Consider the following 19,627-nt stretch of genomic DNA (forward strand, 5'->3'; position numbering starts at 1 on the left):
TCACGTCTGGTTGCGCATGACCCTAGACCCGCGCCCGGCCCTTTTCCAGAGCCGCCCTTGCGGCTAAGCAGGGCGGAATGTCACGCGGCAAAGGGCCGGGATGCGCCAGATCGACCGATACATGCTTGGCCTGCTGACGACCCTTTTCGGGTTCTTCGCGCTGGTCCTGGTCTCGGTCTACTGGATCAACCGGGCGGTGCGGCTGTTCGACGACCTGCTGAATGACGGGCAGACCGCGCTGGTCGTGCTGGAATTCACGGCACTGACCCTGCCCATCGTGATCGCCACCGTCCTGCCGGTCGCGGCCTTCGCGGCGACGGCCTATGGCACGAACCGGCTGTCGAACGAATCCGAGCTGGTCGCCATGCAGGCGGCGGGGCTGTCACCCTGGCGGCTGGCGCGGCCGGTGGCGGTCTTCGGCGTGATGGTCGCGCTGATGGTCGCGGTGCTGGTTCACGGGCTGGTGCCGATGGCGCGGGCGCGGCTGGCCGACCGGCAGGCCGAAATCGCCGAGAACGTGACCGCGCAATTCCTGCGCCCCGGCGCGTTCCAGTATCCGGCGCGGGGGATCACGCTGTTCATCCGCGACGTGGCCGCGGACGGGCGGCTGCTGGACCTGTTCATCGAGGACCGGCGCAATCCACGCGCCGCCGTGACCTATTCCTCGGAGGAGGCTCTTGTCGTGCGGACCGAGACCGGGCCGGTCCTGGTCCTGCTGAACGGCATGAGCCAGTCGCTGCGCGAGGACGGGCCGGGTCTGGCGGTCACGCGCTTTGCCGAGTTCAGCTATGATATCGGGGCGATGACCGGCGGCCGGTCCGAGCGGGGGCGCGATCTGCGCGATTACGGCACGCTGCACCTGCTGGCGCCCGATCAGGCGCTGCTGGAAGCCACCGGCGCCAGCGCGGGCGCCGCTCGGGCCGAGGCGCATGAGCGGATCGCCCAGCCGCTTCTGTCGCCGGTGGCCGCGATGCTGGGCTTTGCGACGCTGCTGATCGGCGGGTTCTCGCGCTTTGGGGTCTGGCGGCAGGTGGGCTGGGCAATCCTGGGCCTGATCCTGGTGCAGTTCCTGACGAATGCCGCTGCCGGGCAGGTCGGGCGCAATCCGGGCCTGTGGCCGCTGCTTTACGTGCCGGCGCTGGTCGGCGGAGGCCTTTCGGTCGCGCTGCTGTGGCTGGCCGGGCGGGCGCGCGGGCCGAAAGGGGGCGCGTCATGATCCTGGCGCGGTATCTGGCGCGGCGCTATCTGCGGGTCCTGGCGCTGATCGCGGCGGTCTTCGGGCTGATCCTGTTCCTGATCGACATGATCGAGACCGTGCGCCGCTTTTCGGGCCGCGGCATCGGCCTGTCCGAGGCCGCGGGCATTGCCGCGCTGAACGTGACCGGCAGCTTCTATTCCATCCTGCCGCTGATCACGGTCCTGTCGGGGATCGCGCTGTTCATCGGGCTGGCCCGATCCTCGGAGATGGTGGCGATCCGCGCATCCGGGCGGTCGGCCCTGCGCTGCGTGGCGGTGCCCGCGCTGACCGCGGCGGCGGTGGGGGCGCTGGCGGTCGCGCTGCTGAACCCGCTGGTCGCGGTGACGGGCGGGCTTTACGACGATGCGGTCGCGGCCATCGACCGGGGCGGGCAGCAGACGGTCAGCCTGGGCGAAAGCGAGGTCTGGCTGCGTCAGGGCTTTGAGCAGGGCGGCGGGCAGGTCGTGATCCGCGCCGCGCGGACCAGCCCCGATGCGGCGGTGCTGTATCAGGCGAGCTTCCTGATCTTTGACGAAAGCCGTGGCCCCGTCCGCCGGATCGAGGCGCGCGAGGCGCGGCTGGAACCGGGCGAATGGGTGCTGACGGGCGCGCGCGACTTTCCGCTGGATGCTCCCAATCCGCAGGCCGCGATGGTCGAGCACGAGACGCTGCGCCTGCCCTCGGAGCTGACGGCCCAGCGCATCCGCGAAGGCTTCGGGCGCCCCGATGCGGTGCCGGTCTGGCAATTGCCCGCCTTCATCGACGGGCTGGAGCGCGCGGGCTTTTCCGCCGCCCGCCACAAGGTCTGGTTCCAGATGGAGCTGGCGCGGCCCGCGATGATGGCCGCGATGATCCTGATCGCGGCGGCCTTCACGATGCAGCATGTGCGCGGCCGCAATACGGGCGCGGCGGTGCTGATGGCCTTTGGCGGGGGGATTGCGCTGTTCTTCCTGCGCAATCTGGCGCAGGTTCTGGGCGATAACGGACAGATCACGCCGGAAATGGCCGCATGGACCCCGCCCGCCGTGGGCGCGGCCCTGGCCGTCGCCCTGATCCTGAAGCGAGAGGACGGATGACCCGCAACCGCCTGATCCTGACCTCGGCGTTGGCCCTGATGATCGGGGCCGCGGCCGCATCGGCGCAAGACGGACCCGACGTCCCGTTTCTGGACATGTCGGGCATGAGCGGCACGCCCTTGGCCGATCGCAGCGGCGGCGCCGCGCTGGCCCCCGCCGCGCAGGAGCTGGGCAGCGCCCCGGTGGGCGACCGCACACCCACGCCCGCCCGCCCCGAGACGGCCGATCCCGACCAGCGCGTCACCCTGCCCGGCTCGGCCGGAGCGCGGCAGGGCGGCGCGGCCACGGTGCTGGCCGATCACGTCGCGCTGCAGGGGGACCGGACGCTGATCGCCTCGGGCGGGGTGGTGGTCTGGTATCAGGGCGCGCGTCTGGTCGCCTCGCGCATCATCGTGGACGGGGCCACGGGCGATCTGACGCTGGAAGGGCCGATCCACCTGTCGCGGCCCGGCGCCTCGGATCCCGATGCCGAGGCCGTGCTGATCGCGGATGCGGGCCAGATCGACGGCGAATTGCAGGACGGCATCCTGCGCGGCGCGCGCATGGTCATCGCCCGCGAATTGCAGCTGGCCGCGACCGAGGCCGAACGCAGCCAGGGCGGCCGGATCACCACGCTGCGCCGGGTTGCGGCCTCGTCCTGCCAGATCTGCGCGGGCGATCCCGCCCCCCTGTGGGAGATCCGTGCCCGCAGCATCACCCACGATGCCGAGACGCGGCGCCTGTCCTTCGAGCATCCGCAATTCCGCGCCTTCGGCGTGCCGCTGGCGCAGGCGCCCTTCACGATCACCGCGCCCGATCCGACCGTCCTGCGGCAGAGCGGCTTTCTGCGCCCGCAGTTCCGCACGACCTCGGGGCTGGGCTTCGGGATCAAGCTGCCCTATTTCCAGACACTGGGCGATCAGGCGGATGTGACGCTGACGCCCTATCTGTCCTTTGGCCGCACGCGCACGCTGGAGGCGCGCTATCGCCACGCCTTCGTCAACGGCGCGACCGAATGGAACGGCGCGATCAGCCGCGACGACCTGCGATCGGGCAGCACGCGCGGCTATGTCTTTGGCGCGGCGCTGTTCGAGCTGGCGCGCGGCTACCGGCTTGCGGCGCAGCTGCAGGCCGCCTCGGACCGGGCCTATCTGCTGGATTACGGCGTCACGAATGCCGATCGGCTGTGGTCGGGCGTCTCGGTCGAGCGGGTGCGCCGCGACCGGCTGTTCTGGGGCCGGGTCGGGAATTACCATTCGCTGCGCGAGGACGAGGACAACGCGACATCGCCCGCCCAGGTCGCCACCGCGATCTGGATGCGCCGGATGAGCCCCGACCTGATCGGCGGCGAGGCGCTGCTGGAATGGTCGGTCCATGCCCATCGCCGCCCCTCGGACGAGAACATCGTCGGGCGCGACGTGGCGCGCGGTTCGGTCGGGGTCGATTGGCGGCGCCATGCGATCCTGCCGGGCGGCGTGGTGGCCGCCGCGCTGACCTCGCTGCAGGCCGATCTCTATCGGATCGCGCAGGATGACGGGTTCGAGCCGGTCGTGGGGCGGCTGGACCCGCTGATCGGCGCCGAACTGCGCTGGCCGCTGGCGGGCGGCACGGGCGCGGCCACCCATCTGGTCGAGCCGGTGATCCAGCTTCTCTATTCGCCGCAGGGCAATGACGACGACATCCCAAACGAGGACAGCCGCCTGATCGAGTTCGACGAGGGCAACCTGTTTTCCGCCAATCGCTTTCCGGGCTGGGATGCGCGCGAGACGGGCCTGCGCGCCAATGTCGGCGCGACCTGGACGCGGCTGGACCCGGCGGGCTGGTCGATCGGGCTGACGGGGGGACGCGTCTTCCGGGCACGCAGCCAAGAGACATTCTCGGAGGCGGGGCCGCTGGCGGGGCGGCGTTCGGACTGGCTGCTGGCGGCGCATTTCGACAGCAATGACGGCCTGGCCATCGCCAACCGGGCGCTGTTCGACGATTCGCTGACCGTGTCGCGCAACGAATTGCGGCTGGGCTGGCTGCGGCCCGACCTGCAGATCTCGGCCGGGCATCTGTGGATCGCCAGCGATGCCGAGGAAGGCCGCGCCAGCGACACGAGCGAACTGGCCGCCACGGTGGGCTGGCAGATCGCCGATGGCTGGTGGGGCGCGGCCGAGACGCGCTATGACTTTGCCGCCGACCGCGCGCAGCGGGCCTCGCTGCGGGTGACCTATCGCAACGAATGCCTGGCGGTCGAGACGGGCGTGACGCGGCGCTTTACCTCGTCGGATCTGGTGCGGCCCGAGACCAGTCTGGACCTGTCCGTGCGGCTGGCGGGTTTCGGGCAATCGCCCGGCGGTCCCGGCACGGTGGCGCGGCGCAACTGCATGCGCTAGATTGCGCGGCAAGACGAATGAAAGAGGGCGGCGAATGCGGCATTTCCTATCCGGCATGATCCTGGCGGCGGCTCTTGGCCTTCCGCTTGCGCTGCCCGTGGCGACCCCGGCTGCGGCCCAGGGGCTGTTCCAGCCGGTCATCTACGTCAATGACAGCGCCGTGACCCGCTACGAGGTCGAGCAGCGGCAGCGCTTCATGCGCTTTCTGGGCGCGGGCGAGACCAGCATGGCCGATGCCCAGAACGCGCTGGTCGATGACCGGCTGCGCCTGCAGGCCGCCCGCCGGCTTGGCATCGAGATCACCCCCGAGGGCCTGGCCGCCGGGCAGGAGGAATTCGCCGGCCGCGCGGGCCTGACCACGGACGAGCTGATCCAGCGCCTGGCGCAGGGCGGGATCGAGCCGCAGGTCTTCCGCGACTTCATCGAGGCCGGCACCGTCTGGCGCGAGGTCGTGCGCGCGCGTCTGCTGGCGCAGATCAGCGTCTCGGAGGCCGAGGTCGAACAGGAGCTGCGCCGCGTTCTGGAAACCCCGATCATCGACCGCGTGGCCCTGTCGGAACTGATCATCCCTGCGCCTCCGGGGCAGGAGGCGCAGGCCATGGCCATCGCGCAGCGGATCGCGGCCTCGAACCCGACCGAGGCGCAATTCGCCGCCGCCGCGCGCGAATTCTCGGCCGTGCCCTCGGCCGAGCAGGGCGGGCGGCTGGACGTGGTGCGGCTGAACGAATTGCCGCCCTCGCTGGTGCCGATCATCACGGCGCTGCAGCCGGGCCAGGTCACGCAGCCGCTGACGGTCGAGGGCGCGGTGGTGCTGTTCTTCCTGCGCGACGCGCTTGGCACGGTGCGTCCCGGCGCGCGCGCCGAGGTGCTGGATTACATGACCCTGCGCCTTGCTACCCAGGCCGAGGCCGCGCGGCTGGCCCAGATCACCCGGAATTGCGACGACCTTTACACCCAGGCGGGCGCGGCCGCCCCGCAGATCCGCCGCCAGACCCAGGCGCCCGAGGCGATCCCGGCGCTGATCGCCACGCGGCTGGCCTCGATGGACCCGGACGAGGCGACCTCGCTGCCCCTGGGCGACGGGACGGCGGAGCTGGTGATGCTGTGCTCGCGCCAGCCGGCGCTGGCGCCGCTGCCGCCCCCGAACGTGCCGGTGACGGCCGAGCAGCCCGACGGGATCGGCACGACCCCCGAGGGCGTCCCCGCGCGCGAGGACATCCGCAACCAGGTCTTCAACCGCAAGATCACGGCGGCGGCGGACAATCTTCTGGCCGATCTGCGCGCCGATGCGCTGATCCGGCGTCCCTGATGGCCGGTCGCATCCTGCTGACTTCGGGCGATCCGGCAGGGATCGGCCCGGAACTGGCGCCGCTGGCGCTGGCCTCGGGCGTCGATCTGGTCTGGCTGGGCGATCCGCGTCACCTGCCGCAGGGCGCGCCGGTGGCCGAGATCGCCGAACCCTCGGACCCGGTTCCGCCCGGTCATCTGCCGGTGCTGCGCCATGACTTTCCCGCCCTGGCGCATCCCGGCCAGCCCGACCCGGCCAATGCGGCGGCGACGGTCGCGGTGATCGAGCGCGCGGCCCGGCTGGCGCTGGCGGGCAAGGTCGCGGCGATCACCACCGCGCCGATCAGCAAGGAGGCGCTGCAGACAGGGGCGGGCTTTGCCTTTCCGGGCCATACCGAATTTCTGGCCCATCTGGCAGGCGATGTGCCGGTGGCGATGATGCTAGCCTCGACCACGGTCACGCCGCCCTGCCGGGTCGTGCCCGCGACGATCCACATTCCGCTGGCCGATGTGCCCGGCGCGCTGACGGAAGCGGCGCTGGAGCAGGCGATCCGGTTGACCCATGCCGGACTGATCCGCGATTTCGGCATCCGCGCGCCCCGGATCGCGGTGGCCGGGCTGAACCCCCATGCGGGCGAAGGCGGACGGATGGGCCTGCAGGAGCAGCAGATGATCGCGCCCCTGATCGCGCGGCTGCGGGCCGAGGGGCTGCATGTCACCGGCCCCCTGCCCGCCGACACGATGTTTCACGCCCCTGCCCGCGCGCATTACGACGCGGCGATCTGCGCCTATCACGACCAGGCGCTGATCCCGATCAAGACGCTGGATTTCGCGGGGGGCGTGAACGTGACGCTTGGCCTGCCCTTCATCCGGACCTCTCCCGATCACGGCACGGCCTTCGACATCGCGGGCAAGGGGCTGGCCGATCCCTCCTCCACGATCGCGGCACTGAAGATGGCCGAGGCGATGGCAAAGGCCCGCGCATGAGCACGATCGACGACCTTCCGCCGCTGCGTCAGGTGATCGCCACGCATGACCTGCGCGCCAAGAAGCAGCTGGGACAGAACTTTCTGCTGGACCTGAACCTGACGGCCAAGATCGCGCGGCAGGCGGGCGATCTGACGGGCTGCGACGTGCTGGAGATCGGCCCAGGCCCCGGCGGGCTGACCCGAGGCCTGCTGGCCGAGGGGGCGCGCCATGTGCTGGCCATCGAAAAGGACGAACGCGCCCTGCCCGCCCTGGCCGAGATCGCCGCCCGCTATCCGGGCCGCCTGACCGTGATCCATGGCGACGCGCTGCAGATCGACCCGCTGGCGCATCTGACGCCGCCGATCCGGGTGGCGGCGAACCTGCCCTATAATGTCGGGACGGAATTGCTGATCCGCTGGCTGACGCCGGCGCAATGGCCGCCCTTCTGGGAATCGCTGACGCTGATGTTCCAGAAGGAGGTCGCCGAACGCATCGTCGCGCGGCCCGGCGACAAGGCCTATGGGCGACTGGCGCTGCTGGCGCAATGGCGGGCCGAGGCGCGGATCGTCATGCATCTGGCGCCCGAGGCCTTTGTCCCCGCGCCCAAGGTCCATTCGGCGGTGGTCCATCTGACCGCCCTGCCCGAACCGCGCCATCCCGCCGATCCGGCGGTCCTGTCGCAGGTGACGGGCGCGGCCTTCAACCAGCGGCGCAAGATGCTGCGCGCGGCGCTGAAGGGGTTGCATCCGCAGATCGAGGCCCTGCTGGAGGCCGCCGGCATTCCGCCCACCGCCCGCGCCGAAGAGATCGGGCTGGACCGGTTCTGCGCGCTGGCCCGCGCGCTGGCCGAGGCGCGCCGCCCGGCCTGACGGCTTTCCTCTTGCCGCGACGAAAAAGGCCGCAGCGCGGGGCTGCGGCCTTGGCATTGGTGCAAAAAGGCGGAGCTCAGTCCCCGGATCCTTCGGCGGGCGCGCCCGCGGCGGCGGCGGGCTTGCGCCGGCTGCGGGTCGCGGTGCTGCGCGGCGCCGTTTCCTCGCCGCCGGCGCTGCGCGGGCGGCTGCTGCGGCGCGACCGGGGCTTGGCTTCGGCGGTGTCCGGAGCCTCGGCGGCCTCGGCAGCTTCGGGGGTCTCGACCGGGCCGGTCTCGACCTCGTCGCCGACGGGATCGGGCAGGGCCGGCGCATCCTCGGCCGGGGCCGGTTCGGGACGGGGCTCGGGGCGCTGCTCGGTTCGCGGCTCGGGCGCGCGGGGCGCCTGTTCGCGGGGCTGGTGGTCGCGGGGCTGATGCTCGCGCGGCTGGTCGTCGTCCTGGGCGCGGCCCTGCTGGGCGTGGCCGCCCTGATGACCGCCGTTCTGGCCGCCCTGATGGCCATGCTGCCCGTTGCCGTTCTGCTGGGGCTGGCGTTCGGCCATCTCGCGCTGAGCCTCGCCCAGCATGCGGGTGTAGTGCTCGGCATGCTGCAGGAAGCTCTGCTCGGCCACGCGGTCATGGGACAGCTGGGCGTCGCGCGCCAGCGTCAGGTATTTCTCGATGATCTGCTGGGGCGTGCCGCGCACCTTGCCCTCGGGGCCCGAGCTTTCGAACACGCGGTTGACGATGTTCCCAAGGGAACGCTGGCGGTTCGACTTGCTGCGCGAACGTGATTTGGATGATCTCATCAGTCTGTCTGTCAGGTTGTCGGGTCGTCTTGGCAGAGGCTTCGACGCACGGCGTTGGATGACGGCAGCATCGGCGTCTATGCCAATGCGCTCAGCCCTGCCTCGCCCCTCGATGGGCGCGCATGGCGCCCCTTGCGGTATCGGCATTGTCAGGCTGACCGATGCGAGGGGTTCCCCCCTCGTCACGCAGCCGACTAACCATGCCTGTCGCCCCGAGACAAGCGAAATCTTGGCAAAATGGCGCAGATGGGCGGCAATTGGCGGGTCAGGCGGGGAATTCGGCCACAACCACCCGGTCGCGCCCGTCCAGATCGGGCCGGATCGAGACCCGTGCCCCGGCCGCCGCGAAGATCGCCGCCACATCGGCGCCTTGGCTTGCGCCGATCTCGACCAGGACATGCCCGCCCGGCGCCAGATGCGCCCGGCAGCCCGAGGCAATGGCGCGATAGGCCGACAGCCCGTCGCCGCCATCGGTCAGGGCGGAATGGGGCTCCCAGTCGCGGACATCGGGGGCAAGGCCCGCCATCTCGGAGGCCGCGATATAGGGAGGGTTCGAGACGATCAGGTCGAAGACGCCCTCGACGCCCTGAAACCAGTCGGCGCGGCGGAAGCGGGCATCGACGCCGATCCGGCGGGCATTGTGGCGGGCCACTTCCAGCGCGGCATCCGAGAGGTCGGTGCCGGTGCCGCGCGTCCCCGGCCGCGCGGCCAGAAGCGAGATCAGGATCGCGCCCGTGCCGGTGCCCAGATCCAGCGCCGTCCGCCAGGGAAGGGTCAGCGCGGCCTCGACCAGGGCCTCGGTCTCGGGGCGGGGGTCAAGCGTGTCGCGCGTGACCTTGAAGCGATGCGCCCAGAAATCGCGGTAGCCCACGATCTGGGCGACGGGCTGGCGCAGCGCCCGGGCGGCGATGCCGTGATGGAAGGCGGCGGCCTGATCGGCGGTCAGGGCGCGATCCTCGGTCATCCGAAGGGCGCCGGGTTCGATTTCCAGGACGGCGGCCAGGATGCGGTCGGCGTCGCGCGAGGCGCCCTCGATCCCTGCGGCGCGCAGAAGGGCCGCGCCTTCGGCCTGGGCGTCCGACAGCCTCATTGCGCCATGGCCAGACGGGCCGCCTGATCATGGGCGGTCAGCGCGTCGATGATCTCGGACAGGTCGCCCGCCATGATCCGGTCCAGCGCGTAGAGCGTCAGGTTGATTCGGTGATCGGTCATGCGGCCCTGCGGAAAGTTGTAGGTGCGAATGCGTTCGGAGCGGTCGCCGCTGCCGACCTGGCTCTTGCGGTCGGCGGCGCGTTCGGCATCGGCGCGCATCCGTTCGGCATCGTAGAGCCTTGCGCGCAGGACCGCCATGGCATTGGCGCGGTTCTGGTGCTGCGATTTCTCGGAGCTGGTCACGACGATGCCGGTGGGAAGGTGCGTGATCCGCACCGCCGAGTCGGTCGTGTTGACGTGCTGGCCGCCCGCCCCCGAGGCGCGCATCGTGTCGATGCGGATATCAGAGGCCGGGATGTCGATATCGACCTCTTCCGCCTCGGGCAGGACCGCCACCGTCGCGGCCGAGGTATGGATGCGCCCGCCCGATTCGGTCTCGGGGACGCGCTGGACGCGGTGCACGCCGGATTCGTATTTCAGCCGGGCAAAGACCCCCTCGCCCGCGATCCGCACGACGGCCTCGCGCACGCCGCCCAGTTCCGTCCGCGTCAGTTCGAGGATCTGGAAGTCCCATCCCTGCATCTCGGCATGGCGGCGATACATGTCCAGAAGATCGCCCGCGAACAGGGCGGCCTCGTCTCCGCCGGTGCCGGGGCGGATCTCCAGGATCGCCGGGCGCGCATCGGCCGCGTCCCGGGGCAGCAGCGCGATGCGCAGGGCCTGTTCCAGCGCGGGAAGCTCGGCCTCGAGCCGGCGCAGCTCGTCGGCGGCCAGATCGCGCATCTCGGGATCGGCCAGCATCGCCTCGGCTTCGGCGCGGCCCGCCTGACCGGCGCGCCACAGGGCGATCTGCTCGACCACGGGCTTCAGTTCGGAGTATTCGCGGCTGATCCGCGCGATCTGGTCGGCGGCGGCGCCGGCATTCAGCTGCGCCTCGAGAAACTCGAAACGCTGGACGATCTGGATCAGGCGGTCTTCGGGCAACATCGGACCGGATTACAGCCAGGCCTGCCGCAGGACAAGCCGCGCCGAGACGATGCGGCGGCGGGGGTCCGGGGGGCGCCCCAGCCCCCCGGCACGGCGCGGGACGCAGATCAACGCCGGTTCCAGCCCAGCAGCGCGATCAGCTCGACTGCGACATGCGCCCCCGCGATCGCCGTGGCCCCGGTCGTGTCATAAGGCGGCGAGACCTCGACCACGTCGCCGCCGATCAGGTCGATCCCCGCCAGCCCGCGCAGCAAGGCCGCCGCCTGCCAGCTGGCCAGCCCGCCCCAGACCGGCGTGCCCGTGCCGGGCGCAAAGGCCGGGTCCAGCGCGTCGATGTCGAAGGTCAGGTAGCAGGGCCTCTCGCCCACGACCGCCCTGATCCGCGCCAGCGTGGCGTCGATCCCGTCGCGATGGATCGAGGGCGCGTCGAGGATCGTCACCCCCATCGTGTCGGGATTGTCGGTCCTGATCCCGACCGAGACGGTGCCCGCCGGGTGCACCAGCCCCTCGCGGATGGCCTTGTAGAGGAAGGTGCCGTGATCGATCCGCGCGGGATCGTCATCGGCCCAGGTGTCGGAATGGGCGTCGAACTGGATTAGCGCCACCGGCCCGCGCCGCGCCGCCACCGCCCGCAGGATCGGCAGCGTGACGAAGTGGTCGCCCCCCAGCGAGACCGGCGCCGCCCCCGCATCGAGGATCGCGCCCAGATGCGCCTCGATCCGGGCGGGCACGTCATGGACCGCCGCATAATCGAACGCCATGTCGCCGTAATCGACGATGTCCAGCAGGCTGAACGGATCGCAGCCCCAGCCATAGGGCGCGTCGAAGGCCTGCAGGGTCGAGGCCTCGCGGATCGCGCGCGGCCCGAACCGCGCGCCGGGCCGGTGCGTCACCGCCTGATCGAAGGGGATGCCCGTGACGGCCACATCCACCCCGGCCAGATCCTTGCTGTAGCGGCGGCGCAGGAAGCTGACGGCGCCGCCAAAGGCGTTCTCGTAGGACAGGCCGCGCAGGCTTTCGCGCGTGAAGGCCTGATCCACCTGGTTCTTCGCGTCTTCCAGCGCCATCGCATCCTCCTGCTTGCCGCCGCCACTCTGCGGCGCGGCCCGGGGACCCGCAAGCTCGATTGCGGCTCGGCCCCGTGCCGCAGGGCGCGCCCGTGGGCCCGAATCGCCTTGCATTTCCCGGCCGCGCCCCTATAAGACCCCATCCTTCCGCCGCGATTTGACTCAATCGGCGCAGCCTCTCGTGACGGGATGCGGAAGGTCAGCCCGTCGATGAAATGCGCCCGGACACAGAAAGGATCGCCATGCCTCTGTATGAGCATGTGCTGATCGCCCGTCAGGACCTGTCGAACACGCAGGCCGAAGGGCTGATCGAACATTTCTCGACCGTTCTCGCCGACAATGGCGGCAAGGTCGTCGAGCACGAATACTGGGGTGTGCGCACCCTCGCCTACAAGATCAACAAGAACCGCAAGGGCCATTACGCCTTCCTGCGTTCGGACGCCCCTTCGGCCGCCGTCCAGGAGATGGAGCGTCTGGCCCGTCTGCATGACGACGTGATGCGCGTGATGACCGTCCGCGTGGACGAGCATCAGGACGGCCCGTCGGTCCAGATGCAGAAGCGCGAAGAGCGCGGCGAGCGTGGCGACCGTCCGCGCGGCGACCGTGGTGATCGCGGCGACCGTGGCGATCGCGCTGACCGCGGCGAACGCCGCGAGCGGAACTGAGAGGATCTGAACCATGGCGAACAAACCCTTCTTCCGCCGCCGCAAGGTCTGCCCGTTCTCGGGTGAGAACGCGCCCGCGATCGACTACAAGGACACGCGCCTGCTGCAGCGCTACATTTCCGAACGCGGCAAGATCGTGCCTTCGCGCATCACCGCCGTCTCGGCCAAGAAGCAGCGCGAGCTGGCCCGTGCGATCAAGCGCGCCCGCTTCCTCGCCCTGCTGCCCTATGTCGTGAAGTAAGGAGACCTGAGAGATGCAAGTCATCCTGCTGGAACGTGTGGCCAAGCTGGGCCAGATGGGCGACGTCGTGAACGTCAAGCAAGGCTATGCGCGCAACTTCCTCTTGCCGCAGGGCAAGGCGCTGCGCGCCTCGGAAGCCAACATCAAGGCTTTCGAAGGCCAGAAGGTGCAACTGGAAGCCCGCAACGCCGAGACCAAGGCCGAAGCGCAGGCCGTGGCCGAGAAACTGGACGGGCAGACCTTCGTGGTCATCCGTTCGGCCTCGGATTCGGGCGCGCTTTACGGTTCGGTCACGACCCGCGACGCGGCCGATGCCGCGACCGAAGCCGGCTTCTCGGTGGATCGCAAGCAGGTCGTCCTGCGCGCGCCCATCAAGGAACTGGGCATGCATGACGTCAGCGTCGTGCTGCACCCCGAGGTCGAGGCGACGATCACCCTGAACGTCGCGCGTTCCGCCGAAGAGGCCGAACTGCAGGCCCAGGGCAAGTCGATCCAGGATCTGGCCGCCGAGGCCGATGCCGAGGCCGAATTCGAGATCGCCGAGCTGTTCGACGATATCGGCGGCGCCTCGTCGGACGAGGACGGCGACGACCGCAACTGATCTTTGTCAAAAAGGTCAGACAATTTGCCGCGCCGGGAAACCGGCGCGGTTTTCATTTGTTGAACGCCCGTCTCCACCTGCAATTGTGAAAACGGACGGCGCGACCTATCATGGACATGATGATCGGACAGACCGGGGCCATGCATGTCCCGGCAGGGAACCTGGCGATGACGGATGCCTTGAGCCGCCTTCTGGCGGAACGCGACTGGGTGATGGCCGACGGGGCGACCGGCACGGCGCTGTTCAACATGGGCCTGGATGCGGGCAGCCCCGCCGAATTGTGGAACGCGACCCGACCCGAGGCGATCCTGACGCTGCATGCCGACGCGCTGGCCGCCGGGTCCGACCTGTTCCTGACCAACAGCTTTGGCGCGAATGCGGGCCGGTTGCGCCTGCACGGCCTGTCGGATCGCGTGGCCGAGCTGAACCGTCTGGCCGCCGGGCTGGGCCGCGAGGCCGCCGACCGCGCCGGGCGTCCGGTCGTGGTGGCGGGCAGTATGGGACCGATCGGTGACTTCATGGCCCCGATGGGCAGCCTGACCCATGCCGCCGCCGTCGAGATCTTTCACGAACAGGCCGAGGCGCTGCGCGAGGGCGGGGCCGACATCCTCTGGGTCGAGACGCTGGCCTCGCTGGAGGAATTGCGCGCCGCCGCCGAGGCTGCGCAGCGTGCGGACATGCCGTGGTGCGGGGCGCTCAGCTTCGACACGGCGGGGCGGACGATGATGGGCACCACCCCCGCGCAACTGGCCGCCGCGGTCGAGCGTCTGCCGAACCCGCCCGTCGCCTATGGCGCGAATTGCGGCGTCGGCGCGTCGGACCTGTTGCGGACGGTGGCCGCGCTGGTCGCCTCGGGCAACGAACGCCCGCTGATCGCCAAGGGCAATGCCGGCGTCGCGCGGCTGGAGGGCGGGCATCTGCATTACGACGGCACGCCCGAATTGATGGCCGATTACGCCTGTCTGGCGCGCGATCTGGGCGTGCGCGTGATCGGCGGCTGCTGCGGCACGATGGCCGCGCATCTGCGCGCCATGCGCGAGGCGCTTGAGACGCGCCCGGCGGGCCCGCGCCCAACGCTGGACCAGATCGCGGCAAGGCTGGGCGCCTTCAGCGCCGGGTCCGAGGATGACCGCCTGACCATCGGCCGCCGGAACTAGAACAGCGACAGCTGGTCCCCGGCGCGGGGCGGCGCCCCGAAGCGCGAGCAGTCCAGCGCGGGCGAGCCCTCGGCATAGCCCAGCCTGCGCCGCGCCAGCCGGAAACGCTGGCGGGCCAGATCGGCCTCGATCCCCTCGCCCCGGAAGCGGTGGCCGAAGCGCGGATCATTGTCGCGCCCGCCCCGCATAGCCTGCACGCGGTTCATCACATGCGCGGCCATGCCGGGCCGGTGCCGTTCCAGCCAGTCGCGGAACAGGGGCGCGACCTCGTGCGGCAGGCGCAGGGGGATCATGCTGGCCGTGGTCGCGCCCGCCTCGCGCGCGGCGGTCAGGATCGCCTCGATCTCGGGCTCGGTCAGGACGGGGATGACGGGGGCGACCATCACCCGGACGGGCACCCCCGCGCGGGCCAGCGCGCGGATCATCTGCAGCCGCGTGGCGGGCGCGGGGGCGCGGGGTTCCAGCGCGCGGGCGAGCCCCGCATCCAGCGTGGTGACGCTGATCCCCACCGCGGCCAGATCGCGCGCGGCCAGTTCCGCCCACAGGTCCAGATCGCGCAGGACCGTCCGCCCGCGCGTCACCAGCGTCACCGGATGATTCCAGTCGCGCAGCACCCGCAGGATGCCGGGCATGATCTCGAGTTTCGATTCCACCGGCTGATAGGGGTCGGTGTTCGTGCCAAGCGCGATGGGCGCGGGCTTGTAGGCGGGCCGCGCCAGTTCGCGTTCCAACAGGCGGGCGGCATCGGGCTTGGCGGTGATCTTCGTCTCGAAGTCCAAGCCCGGCGACAGGCCGAGATAGCCGTGGCTGGGCCGCGCATAGCAATAGATGCAGCCATGTTCGCAGCCCCGATAGGGGTTGATCGAGCGGTCAAAGGAAATGTCGGGCGAGGTACTGCGCGTGATGATGCTGCGCGGCTGTTCAAAGGCCAGTTCGGTTCGCAGCAGCGTCTCGTCCTCGGGGATGTCCCAGCCGTCGGATTCGCGCAGCCGCGTCTGGGTGTCGAACCGCCCGGCCGGGGCCGAGGCGGCGCCGCGCGCCTTGAGGCGCAGATGGGGATCGCGGGGCGGCAGCATGCGCGCAGGATAGAACATTCACGGAACATCGCCAAGTCCCAAGCGGGTTGATCTTGGACGCCCGCATTCACATCTTGCAGATCAGGCAATGAGGGAACGCGATGAGCACCGATTACACCCCGCCCAAGGTCTGGACCTGGGACAAGGAAAACGGCGGCCAGTTCGCCAGCATCAACCGCCCCACGGCAGGGGCGCGCTTTGACCGCGAGCTGCCGCGCGGTGATCACCGGTTCCAGCTGTATTCGCTGGCCACGCCGAACGGGCAGAAGGTCACGATCCTCTTCGAGGAATTGCTGGAGGCGGGCCATGACGCGGAATACGACGCCTGGCTGATCAGGATCGGCGATGGCGACCAGTTCGGCAGCGGCTTCGTGGCGGCCAATCCCAACAGCAAGATCCCTGCGCTGATGGATCACGGCACCGACCCGGCGCGGCGCGTGTTCGAATCGGGCGCGATCCTGCTGTATCTGGCCGAGACCTTCGGGGCCTTCCTGCCGAAAGACCCGGCGGCGCGGACCGAGGCGCTGAACTGGCTGTTCTGGCAGATGGGATCGGCCCCGTTCCTGGGCGGGGGTTTCGGGCATTTCTACGCCTATGCCCCGACCAAGATCGAATATGCGATCGACCGCTACGCGATGGAGACCAAGCGCCAGCTCGACGTGCTGGACCGGCATCTGGCTGCCAACCGCTTCATGGCGGGCGATGAGTATTCCATCGCCGACATGGCCATCTGGCCGTGGTATGGCCAGCTTCTGGCGGGCAAGCTGTATGGCGACGCGGCGACCTTCCTTGACACCGCCAGCTACGGCCATGTCCGGCGCTGGCAGGAAGAGATCGCGGCCCGACCCGCCGTGCGGCGCGGCGTGATGGTCAACAAGACCTCGGGTCAGCCCTCGGAGCAATTGCACGAGCGGCATTCGGCCTCGGATTTCGAGACCATGACCGAGGACAAGCGCGCCGCTCAGACCGGGGCGTAATAGCCGTATCCTGCGGCCTCGGTGAAGCCGAGGCCGCGATAGAGCGCGCGCGCGGCGGCATTGCCCTCGGACACGGCAAGGGCCAGCCGCGCGGCGCCCTGTTCGGCGGCCCAGAACGCGGCCTGCCGCACCATCCAGCCGGCCAGACCCTGCCGGCGGAAGTCGGGCAGCACCTCGAGCCCGTGCAGCATCGCCACATCGCCCGCAGCCGCGACGAAGCCCGCCGCCGCCGCGCGGTCATGCAGGCGCCCGAGCAGAGCGGCCTTGGGCAGGGCGACACGATCCATTACGGCCTGACGGGCGGGGTTGATGTTGCCCGCCTCCCAGATGCGGCGCTGGATCGCCAGAGGCGGCCAGAGCGCAAAGCCCGTCACCGGCGGCAGCGGCCGGTCGGTCAGCGCGGCCACGGGCGCCTCGAGCACCAAAGTCGGGATTTCCAGGCCGTAGCCCCGGTCGGTCAGTGCCGCGATCAGCGCCTGATCGGCATTCCAGGCGCGAAAAAGCGGGCGCTGGCCCCATTCGCGGTGCTGCGCCTCGGCCAGGGGAATGTCGTCCGGCCGCCAATCCGGCAGGGCGCGGGCGGAACTGACGCGGCCTCCGGCGCCCTCGCCCAGCCCCACCAGAAAGCCGCCCGCCCGTTCGGTCCGGGCGGGCGGCCAGCTTGCCTCGAAGGCATGGGCCAGGGCGGGGTCGGGCAGGCGCGTCACAGTCCGATCCGGGCGCGCAGATCGGCCATCGCGGCATCGACGCGCGCCTGATCCAGCCCGCGCACGACAAGGTTCGTCCCCCAGCCGGTCGCGTCATGGAAGGGATAGCTGCCAAGCGACAAGTCGGCATATTCGGCGGCCACGGCCTTCAGCTCTTCGGCCACGTCGCTTTCGCCGCGCCGCACCTCGACCGTGGCCGAACAGACCGGCCGCCCGGCCGAAAGGCGCGGCAGAAGCCAGTCCACCATCGCGCGGAACACTTCGGGCACGCCCGCCATCACATGGGTGTTGCCGATGGAAAAGCCCGGCGCGGCCGAGACCGCATTGTCGATCAGCGTCGCGCCGACCGGGATGCGCGCCATCCGCAGGCGGTTCTCGGTCAAAACGGTGCCCATCCGGTCGCAACGGGCCTGAAGCAGGGCGCGGGCCTCGTCGTTGATCTCGATCCCGGTGCCGTGGGCGGCGGCGACGGCATCGGCGGTGATGTCGTCATGCGTCGGCCCGATCCCGCCCGAGGTGAACAGCAGGTCGTAATCGCCGCCCAGGCTGCCATCCAGCGCCCGGATCGCCGCGACGATGCGGTCATGGTCGTCGGACACCACGCGGATCTCGCGCAGATCGAAGCCCGTCGCCGACAGGACCTGCGCCAGATGATGCGCATTGCCCTCGCGGGTGCGCCCCGAGAGGATCTCGTCCCCGATGACAAGGATCGCTGCGGTGGGATTGTCGGACTGCATTTCCTGCCCTTTTCGATGATGCCCCTTCTTCTAAGCGCCCGTGCGGGGCTGGAACAAGTGCGGCATCGCGTCTATCTAGGCGGGATGACGAAAGGAACCGCAATGGACGAAGGCCGCATCACCCGCGAGGGCATCCGCATCCACCTGGCCGAGGATTTCGAGGGGATGCGCAAGGCAGGCCGGGTCGCGGCGCGGATCCTGGACGAGGTCGGGCCGCTGGTCCAGCCGGGCGCCACGACCGGCGCGCTGGACGATTTCATCCGCACCCGGATCGAGGAACTGGGCGTCACCTCGGCCACGATCGGCTATCGCGGCTACCAGCATGCCAGCTGCATCAGCGTGAACCATGTGGTCTGCCACGGCATCCCCGGAGACAAGGTGCTGCAGGACGGCGACATCCTGAACATCGACGTGACCGTGATCGTCGAGGGCTGGTTCGGCGATACCAGCCGCATGTATGTGGCCGGCCGCGCGCCGCTCAAGGCGCAGCGCCTGATCCAGGTGACGCATGATGCGCTGATGAAGGGGATCGAGGCCGTCCGCCCCGGCGCGACCTTCGGCGATATCGGCCACGCGATCCAGAGCCATGCCGAGGGCCACCGCATGTCGGTCGTGCGCGATTTCTGCGGCCACGGCATCGGCAAGGTGTTCCACGCGCCCCCGAACGTGCTGCATTTCGGCCGCCCCGGAAAGGGCCCGGTCCTCGAAGAGGGCATGATCTTCACCATCGAGCCGATGATCAATCTGGGCAGGCCCGAGACCAAGGTCCTGGCGGATGACTGGACGGCGGTGACGCGCGACAAGTCGCTCTCGGCGCAGTTCGAGCATTCGATCGGCGTCACCGCCGACGGCTGCGAGATCTTCACCCCGTCAGAGAAGTTCTTCCCAGACTTCAGCTGAGGCGCGATTGCGTCCCGCGAAGCCCCGGGGGGCTGCACCCCCGGTCCCCCCGAGCGCGCCCACGCCCCCGCCAAAGCCGATCGGCACCAGCGCCCTGTCACGGCGCGGACTTCTTCTTCACTGAAATATCCTCGGGGGGTCCGGGGGGCGAAGCGCCCCCGGCCATCGCGGGACGCAAGTCAGGCGCGGCCTGCCGTGCCTGACAGAAGCGAGGGGTCGATGCCCTGCGCCTTCAGCGCGCGGCTCCACTTGTCCTCGTGCGAGGGGGCGAAGATCAGGTCCTCGGCGCCGTCACCGGTCAGCCAGCCATTGGCCAGCATCTCGGCCTCCAGCTGGCCCGGACCCCAGCCCGAATAGCCAAGCGCCAGCACCGCCGGCTGCGGCCCCTCGCCCGAGGCGAGATCCTCGAGGATGTCGCGCGTCGTCGTCATCGCCAGACCGCCCGAGATGCGCAGCCGCCCCTCGGGATCGCTGCCATGTTCGGGAACCTTGTGCAGCACGAAGCCGCGCCCCGGTTCGACCGGGCCGCCGGATCGCACCTCGATGATGCGAGCGCCGTCATCGGCCTCGATCCCCAGCTGGTCCAGCAGGTCGTCGAATCGGATCTCGGGCAGGGGGCGGTTCAGGATCAGGCCCATCGCGCCCTCGACGGAATGCGCGCAGATCAGCACGACCGACCGCTGGAATCGCGGGTCGGCCATGCCCGGCATGGCGATCAGGATCTTGCCCGTCAGGTTCTCGACCTTGTCATTCGGCGTCATCGCGTCTCCTTTCC

At 70.2% G+C, this 19,627-nt stretch carries 20 protein-coding genes; 12 read left to right on the top strand and 8 right to left on the bottom strand.

Features of this window, described 5'->3' with window-relative positions:
* Positions 1-100: 100 nt before the first annotated feature.
* The 6 genes from lptF to rsmA are packed head-to-tail and all read left to right on the top strand — an operon-like array spanning position 101 to position 7,795.
* Complete coding sequence (gene lptF, locus QAR72_RS01210; RefSeq protein WP_304615531.1) at positions 101-1,216, top strand: LPS export ABC transporter permease LptF; 1,116 nt, start codon at positions 101-103, stop codon at positions 1,214-1,216.
* Positions 1,213-2,313, top strand: a complete 1,101-nt coding sequence (lptG, locus tag QAR72_RS01215) for an LPS export ABC transporter permease LptG (protein WP_304615532.1) — start codon at positions 1,213-1,215, stop codon at positions 2,311-2,313. The genes lptF and lptG overlap by 4 nt, the downstream gene beginning before the upstream one ends.
* Positions 2,310-4,670: an LPS-assembly protein LptD gene (locus QAR72_RS01220; protein WP_304615533.1), complete on the top strand. Its 2,361-nt coding sequence runs from the start codon at positions 2,310-2,312 to the stop codon at positions 4,668-4,670. Before lptG ends, QAR72_RS01220 begins: the two co-directional genes overlap by 4 nt.
* Before the next feature lie 34 nt (positions 4,671-4,704).
* Positions 4,705-5,979 (top strand): peptidylprolyl isomerase, encoded by a 1,275-nt coding sequence (locus QAR72_RS01225; protein ID WP_304615534.1) that lies wholly within the window; start codon positions 4,705-4,707, stop codon positions 5,977-5,979.
* Positions 5,979-6,944: a 4-hydroxythreonine-4-phosphate dehydrogenase PdxA gene (gene pdxA, locus QAR72_RS01230; RefSeq protein ID WP_304615535.1), complete on the top strand. Its 966-nt coding sequence runs from the start codon at positions 5,979-5,981 to the stop codon at positions 6,942-6,944. Before QAR72_RS01225 ends, pdxA begins: the two co-directional genes overlap by 1 nt.
* Positions 6,941-7,795 (top strand): 16S rRNA (adenine(1518)-N(6)/adenine(1519)-N(6))-dimethyltransferase RsmA, encoded by an 855-nt coding sequence (rsmA, locus tag QAR72_RS01235; protein ID WP_304615536.1) that lies wholly within the window; start codon positions 6,941-6,943, stop codon positions 7,793-7,795. Before pdxA ends, rsmA begins: the two co-directional genes overlap by 4 nt.
* 76 nt (positions 7,796-7,871) lie before the next feature.
* Here rsmA and QAR72_RS01240 read toward each other — a convergent pair whose 3' ends face one another.
* The 4 genes from QAR72_RS01240 to speB all read right to left on the bottom strand — a co-directional run bounded on the left by QAR72_RS01240 (position 7,872) and on the right by speB (position 11,791).
* Positions 7,872-8,585, bottom strand: a complete 714-nt coding sequence (locus QAR72_RS01240) for a DUF4167 domain-containing protein (RefSeq protein ID WP_304615537.1) — start codon at positions 8,583-8,585, stop codon at positions 7,872-7,874.
* 265 nt (positions 8,586-8,850) lie between these two features.
* Positions 8,851-9,675, bottom strand: a complete 825-nt coding sequence (prmC, locus tag QAR72_RS01245; RefSeq protein WP_304615538.1) for a peptide chain release factor N(5)-glutamine methyltransferase — start codon at positions 9,673-9,675, stop codon at positions 8,851-8,853.
* Positions 9,672-10,724 (bottom strand): peptide chain release factor 1, encoded by a 1,053-nt coding sequence (gene prfA, locus QAR72_RS01250; RefSeq protein ID WP_304615539.1) that lies wholly within the window; start codon positions 10,722-10,724, stop codon positions 9,672-9,674. Before prfA ends, prmC begins: the two co-directional genes overlap by 4 nt.
* A 107-nt stretch (positions 10,725-10,831) precedes the next feature.
* Positions 10,832-11,791, bottom strand: coding sequence for an agmatinase (speB, locus tag QAR72_RS01255; RefSeq protein WP_304615540.1), 960 nt, complete (start codon positions 11,789-11,791; stop codon positions 10,832-10,834).
* A gap of 242 nt (positions 11,792-12,033) precedes the next feature.
* Here speB and rpsF point away from each other — a divergent pair, with 242 nt between their 5' ends.
* From rpsF to bmt, 4 genes are all read left to right on the top strand, one after another.
* Positions 12,034-12,456, top strand: coding sequence for a 30S ribosomal protein S6 (rpsF, locus tag QAR72_RS01260; RefSeq protein ID WP_304615541.1), 423 nt, complete (start codon positions 12,034-12,036; stop codon positions 12,454-12,456).
* Positions 12,457-12,469: 13 nt separating this feature from the next.
* Positions 12,470-12,697, top strand: coding sequence for a 30S ribosomal protein S18 (rpsR, locus tag QAR72_RS01265; protein ID WP_103173059.1), 228 nt, complete (start codon positions 12,470-12,472; stop codon positions 12,695-12,697).
* Between the two features lie 13 nt (positions 12,698-12,710).
* Positions 12,711-13,298, top strand: coding sequence for a 50S ribosomal protein L9 (gene rplI, locus QAR72_RS01270; protein WP_304615542.1), 588 nt, complete (start codon positions 12,711-12,713; stop codon positions 13,296-13,298).
* A gap of 167 nt (positions 13,299-13,465) precedes the next feature.
* The gene (gene bmt, locus QAR72_RS01275; RefSeq protein ID WP_304615598.1) at positions 13,466-14,455 is read left to right on the top strand and encodes a betaine--homocysteine S-methyltransferase; all 990 of its coding nucleotides are present in this window, start codon (positions 13,466-13,468) and stop codon (positions 14,453-14,455) included.
* Here the strand turns inward: bmt and QAR72_RS01280 are convergent.
* Positions 14,452-15,549, bottom strand: a complete 1,098-nt coding sequence (locus QAR72_RS01280; protein WP_304615543.1) for a PA0069 family radical SAM protein — start codon at positions 15,547-15,549, stop codon at positions 14,452-14,454. The genes bmt and QAR72_RS01280 overlap by 4 nt on opposite strands.
* Positions 15,550-15,632: 83 nt before the next feature.
* Between QAR72_RS01280 and yghU the strand changes: the two genes are divergently transcribed.
* Positions 15,633-16,508, top strand: coding sequence for a glutathione-dependent disulfide-bond oxidoreductase (gene yghU / locus QAR72_RS01285; RefSeq protein WP_304615544.1), 876 nt, complete (start codon positions 15,633-15,635; stop codon positions 16,506-16,508).
* Here the strand turns inward: yghU and QAR72_RS01290 are convergent.
* Complete coding sequence (locus QAR72_RS01290; protein WP_304615545.1) at positions 16,493-17,215, bottom strand: GNAT family N-acetyltransferase; 723 nt, start codon at positions 17,213-17,215, stop codon at positions 16,493-16,495. The two genes, yghU and QAR72_RS01290, sit on opposite strands and share 16 nt — an antisense overlap.
* Positions 17,212-17,952 carry a competence/damage-inducible protein A gene (locus tag QAR72_RS01295; RefSeq protein ID WP_304615546.1) on the bottom strand — a complete coding sequence of 247 codons (741 nt, stop codon included), beginning with the start codon at positions 17,950-17,952 and terminating at the stop codon, positions 17,212-17,214. Before QAR72_RS01295 ends, QAR72_RS01290 begins: the two co-directional genes overlap by 4 nt.
* Before the next feature lie 102 nt (positions 17,953-18,054).
* Here QAR72_RS01295 and map point away from each other — a divergent pair, with 102 nt between their 5' ends.
* Positions 18,055-18,852, top strand: coding sequence for a type I methionyl aminopeptidase (gene map, locus QAR72_RS01300; RefSeq protein WP_304615547.1), 798 nt, complete (start codon positions 18,055-18,057; stop codon positions 18,850-18,852).
* 179 nt (positions 18,853-19,031) lie between these two features.
* Here map and QAR72_RS01305 read toward each other — a convergent pair whose 3' ends face one another.
* On the bottom strand, positions 19,032-19,613 hold the full coding sequence (locus QAR72_RS01305) for a YqgE/AlgH family protein (protein WP_304615548.1): 582 nt from the start codon (positions 19,611-19,613) through the stop codon (positions 19,032-19,034).
* Positions 19,614-19,627: the final 14 nt, after the last annotated feature.

Source organism: Paracoccus sp. (in: a-proteobacteria) (genome assembly GCF_030604785.1).
In the GTDB taxonomy this organism is placed as follows: Bacteria; Pseudomonadota; Alphaproteobacteria; order Rhodobacterales; family Rhodobacteraceae; genus Paracoccus.

Coding starts and splice junctions, on each gene's coding strand:
- lptF (WP_304615531.1), top strand. CDS start 101: ATGCGCCAGATCGACCGATACATGCTTGGCCTGCTGACGACCCTTTTC.
- lptG (WP_304615532.1), top strand. CDS start 1,213: ATGATCCTGGCGCGGTATCTGGCGCGGCGCTATCTGCGGGTCCTGGCG.
- QAR72_RS01220 (WP_304615533.1), top strand. CDS start 2,310: ATGACCCGCAACCGCCTGATCCTGACCTCGGCGTTGGCCCTGATGATC.
- QAR72_RS01225 (WP_304615534.1), top strand. CDS start 4,705: ATGCGGCATTTCCTATCCGGCATGATCCTGGCGGCGGCTCTTGGCCTT.
- pdxA (WP_304615535.1), top strand. CDS start 5,979: ATGGCCGGTCGCATCCTGCTGACTTCGGGCGATCCGGCAGGGATCGGC.
- rsmA (WP_304615536.1), top strand. CDS start 6,941: ATGAGCACGATCGACGACCTTCCGCCGCTGCGTCAGGTGATCGCCACG.
- QAR72_RS01240 (WP_304615537.1), bottom strand. CDS start 8,585: ATGAGATCATCCAAATCACGTTCGCGCAGCAAGTCGAACCGCCAGCGT.
- prmC (WP_304615538.1), bottom strand. CDS start 9,675: ATGAGGCTGTCGGACGCCCAGGCCGAAGGCGCGGCCCTTCTGCGCGCC.
- prfA (WP_304615539.1), bottom strand. CDS start 10,724: ATGTTGCCCGAAGACCGCCTGATCCAGATCGTCCAGCGTTTCGAGTTT.
- speB (WP_304615540.1), bottom strand. CDS start 11,791: ATGGCGCTGGAAGACGCGAAGAACCAGGTGGATCAGGCCTTCACGCGC.
- rpsF (WP_304615541.1), top strand. CDS start 12,034: ATGCCTCTGTATGAGCATGTGCTGATCGCCCGTCAGGACCTGTCGAAC.
- rpsR (WP_103173059.1), top strand. CDS start 12,470: ATGGCGAACAAACCCTTCTTCCGCCGCCGCAAGGTCTGCCCGTTCTCG.
- rplI (WP_304615542.1), top strand. CDS start 12,711: ATGCAAGTCATCCTGCTGGAACGTGTGGCCAAGCTGGGCCAGATGGGC.
- bmt (WP_304615598.1), top strand. CDS start 13,466: ATGACGGATGCCTTGAGCCGCCTTCTGGCGGAACGCGACTGGGTGATG.
- QAR72_RS01280 (WP_304615543.1), bottom strand. CDS start 15,549: ATGTTCTATCCTGCGCGCATGCTGCCGCCCCGCGATCCCCATCTGCGC.
- yghU (WP_304615544.1), top strand. CDS start 15,633: ATGAGCACCGATTACACCCCGCCCAAGGTCTGGACCTGGGACAAGGAA.
- QAR72_RS01295 (WP_304615546.1), bottom strand. CDS start 17,952: ATGCAGTCCGACAATCCCACCGCAGCGATCCTTGTCATCGGGGACGAG.
- map (WP_304615547.1), top strand. CDS start 18,055: ATGGACGAAGGCCGCATCACCCGCGAGGGCATCCGCATCCACCTGGCC.
- QAR72_RS01305 (WP_304615548.1), bottom strand. CDS start 19,613: ATGACGCCGAATGACAAGGTCGAGAACCTGACGGGCAAGATCCTGATC.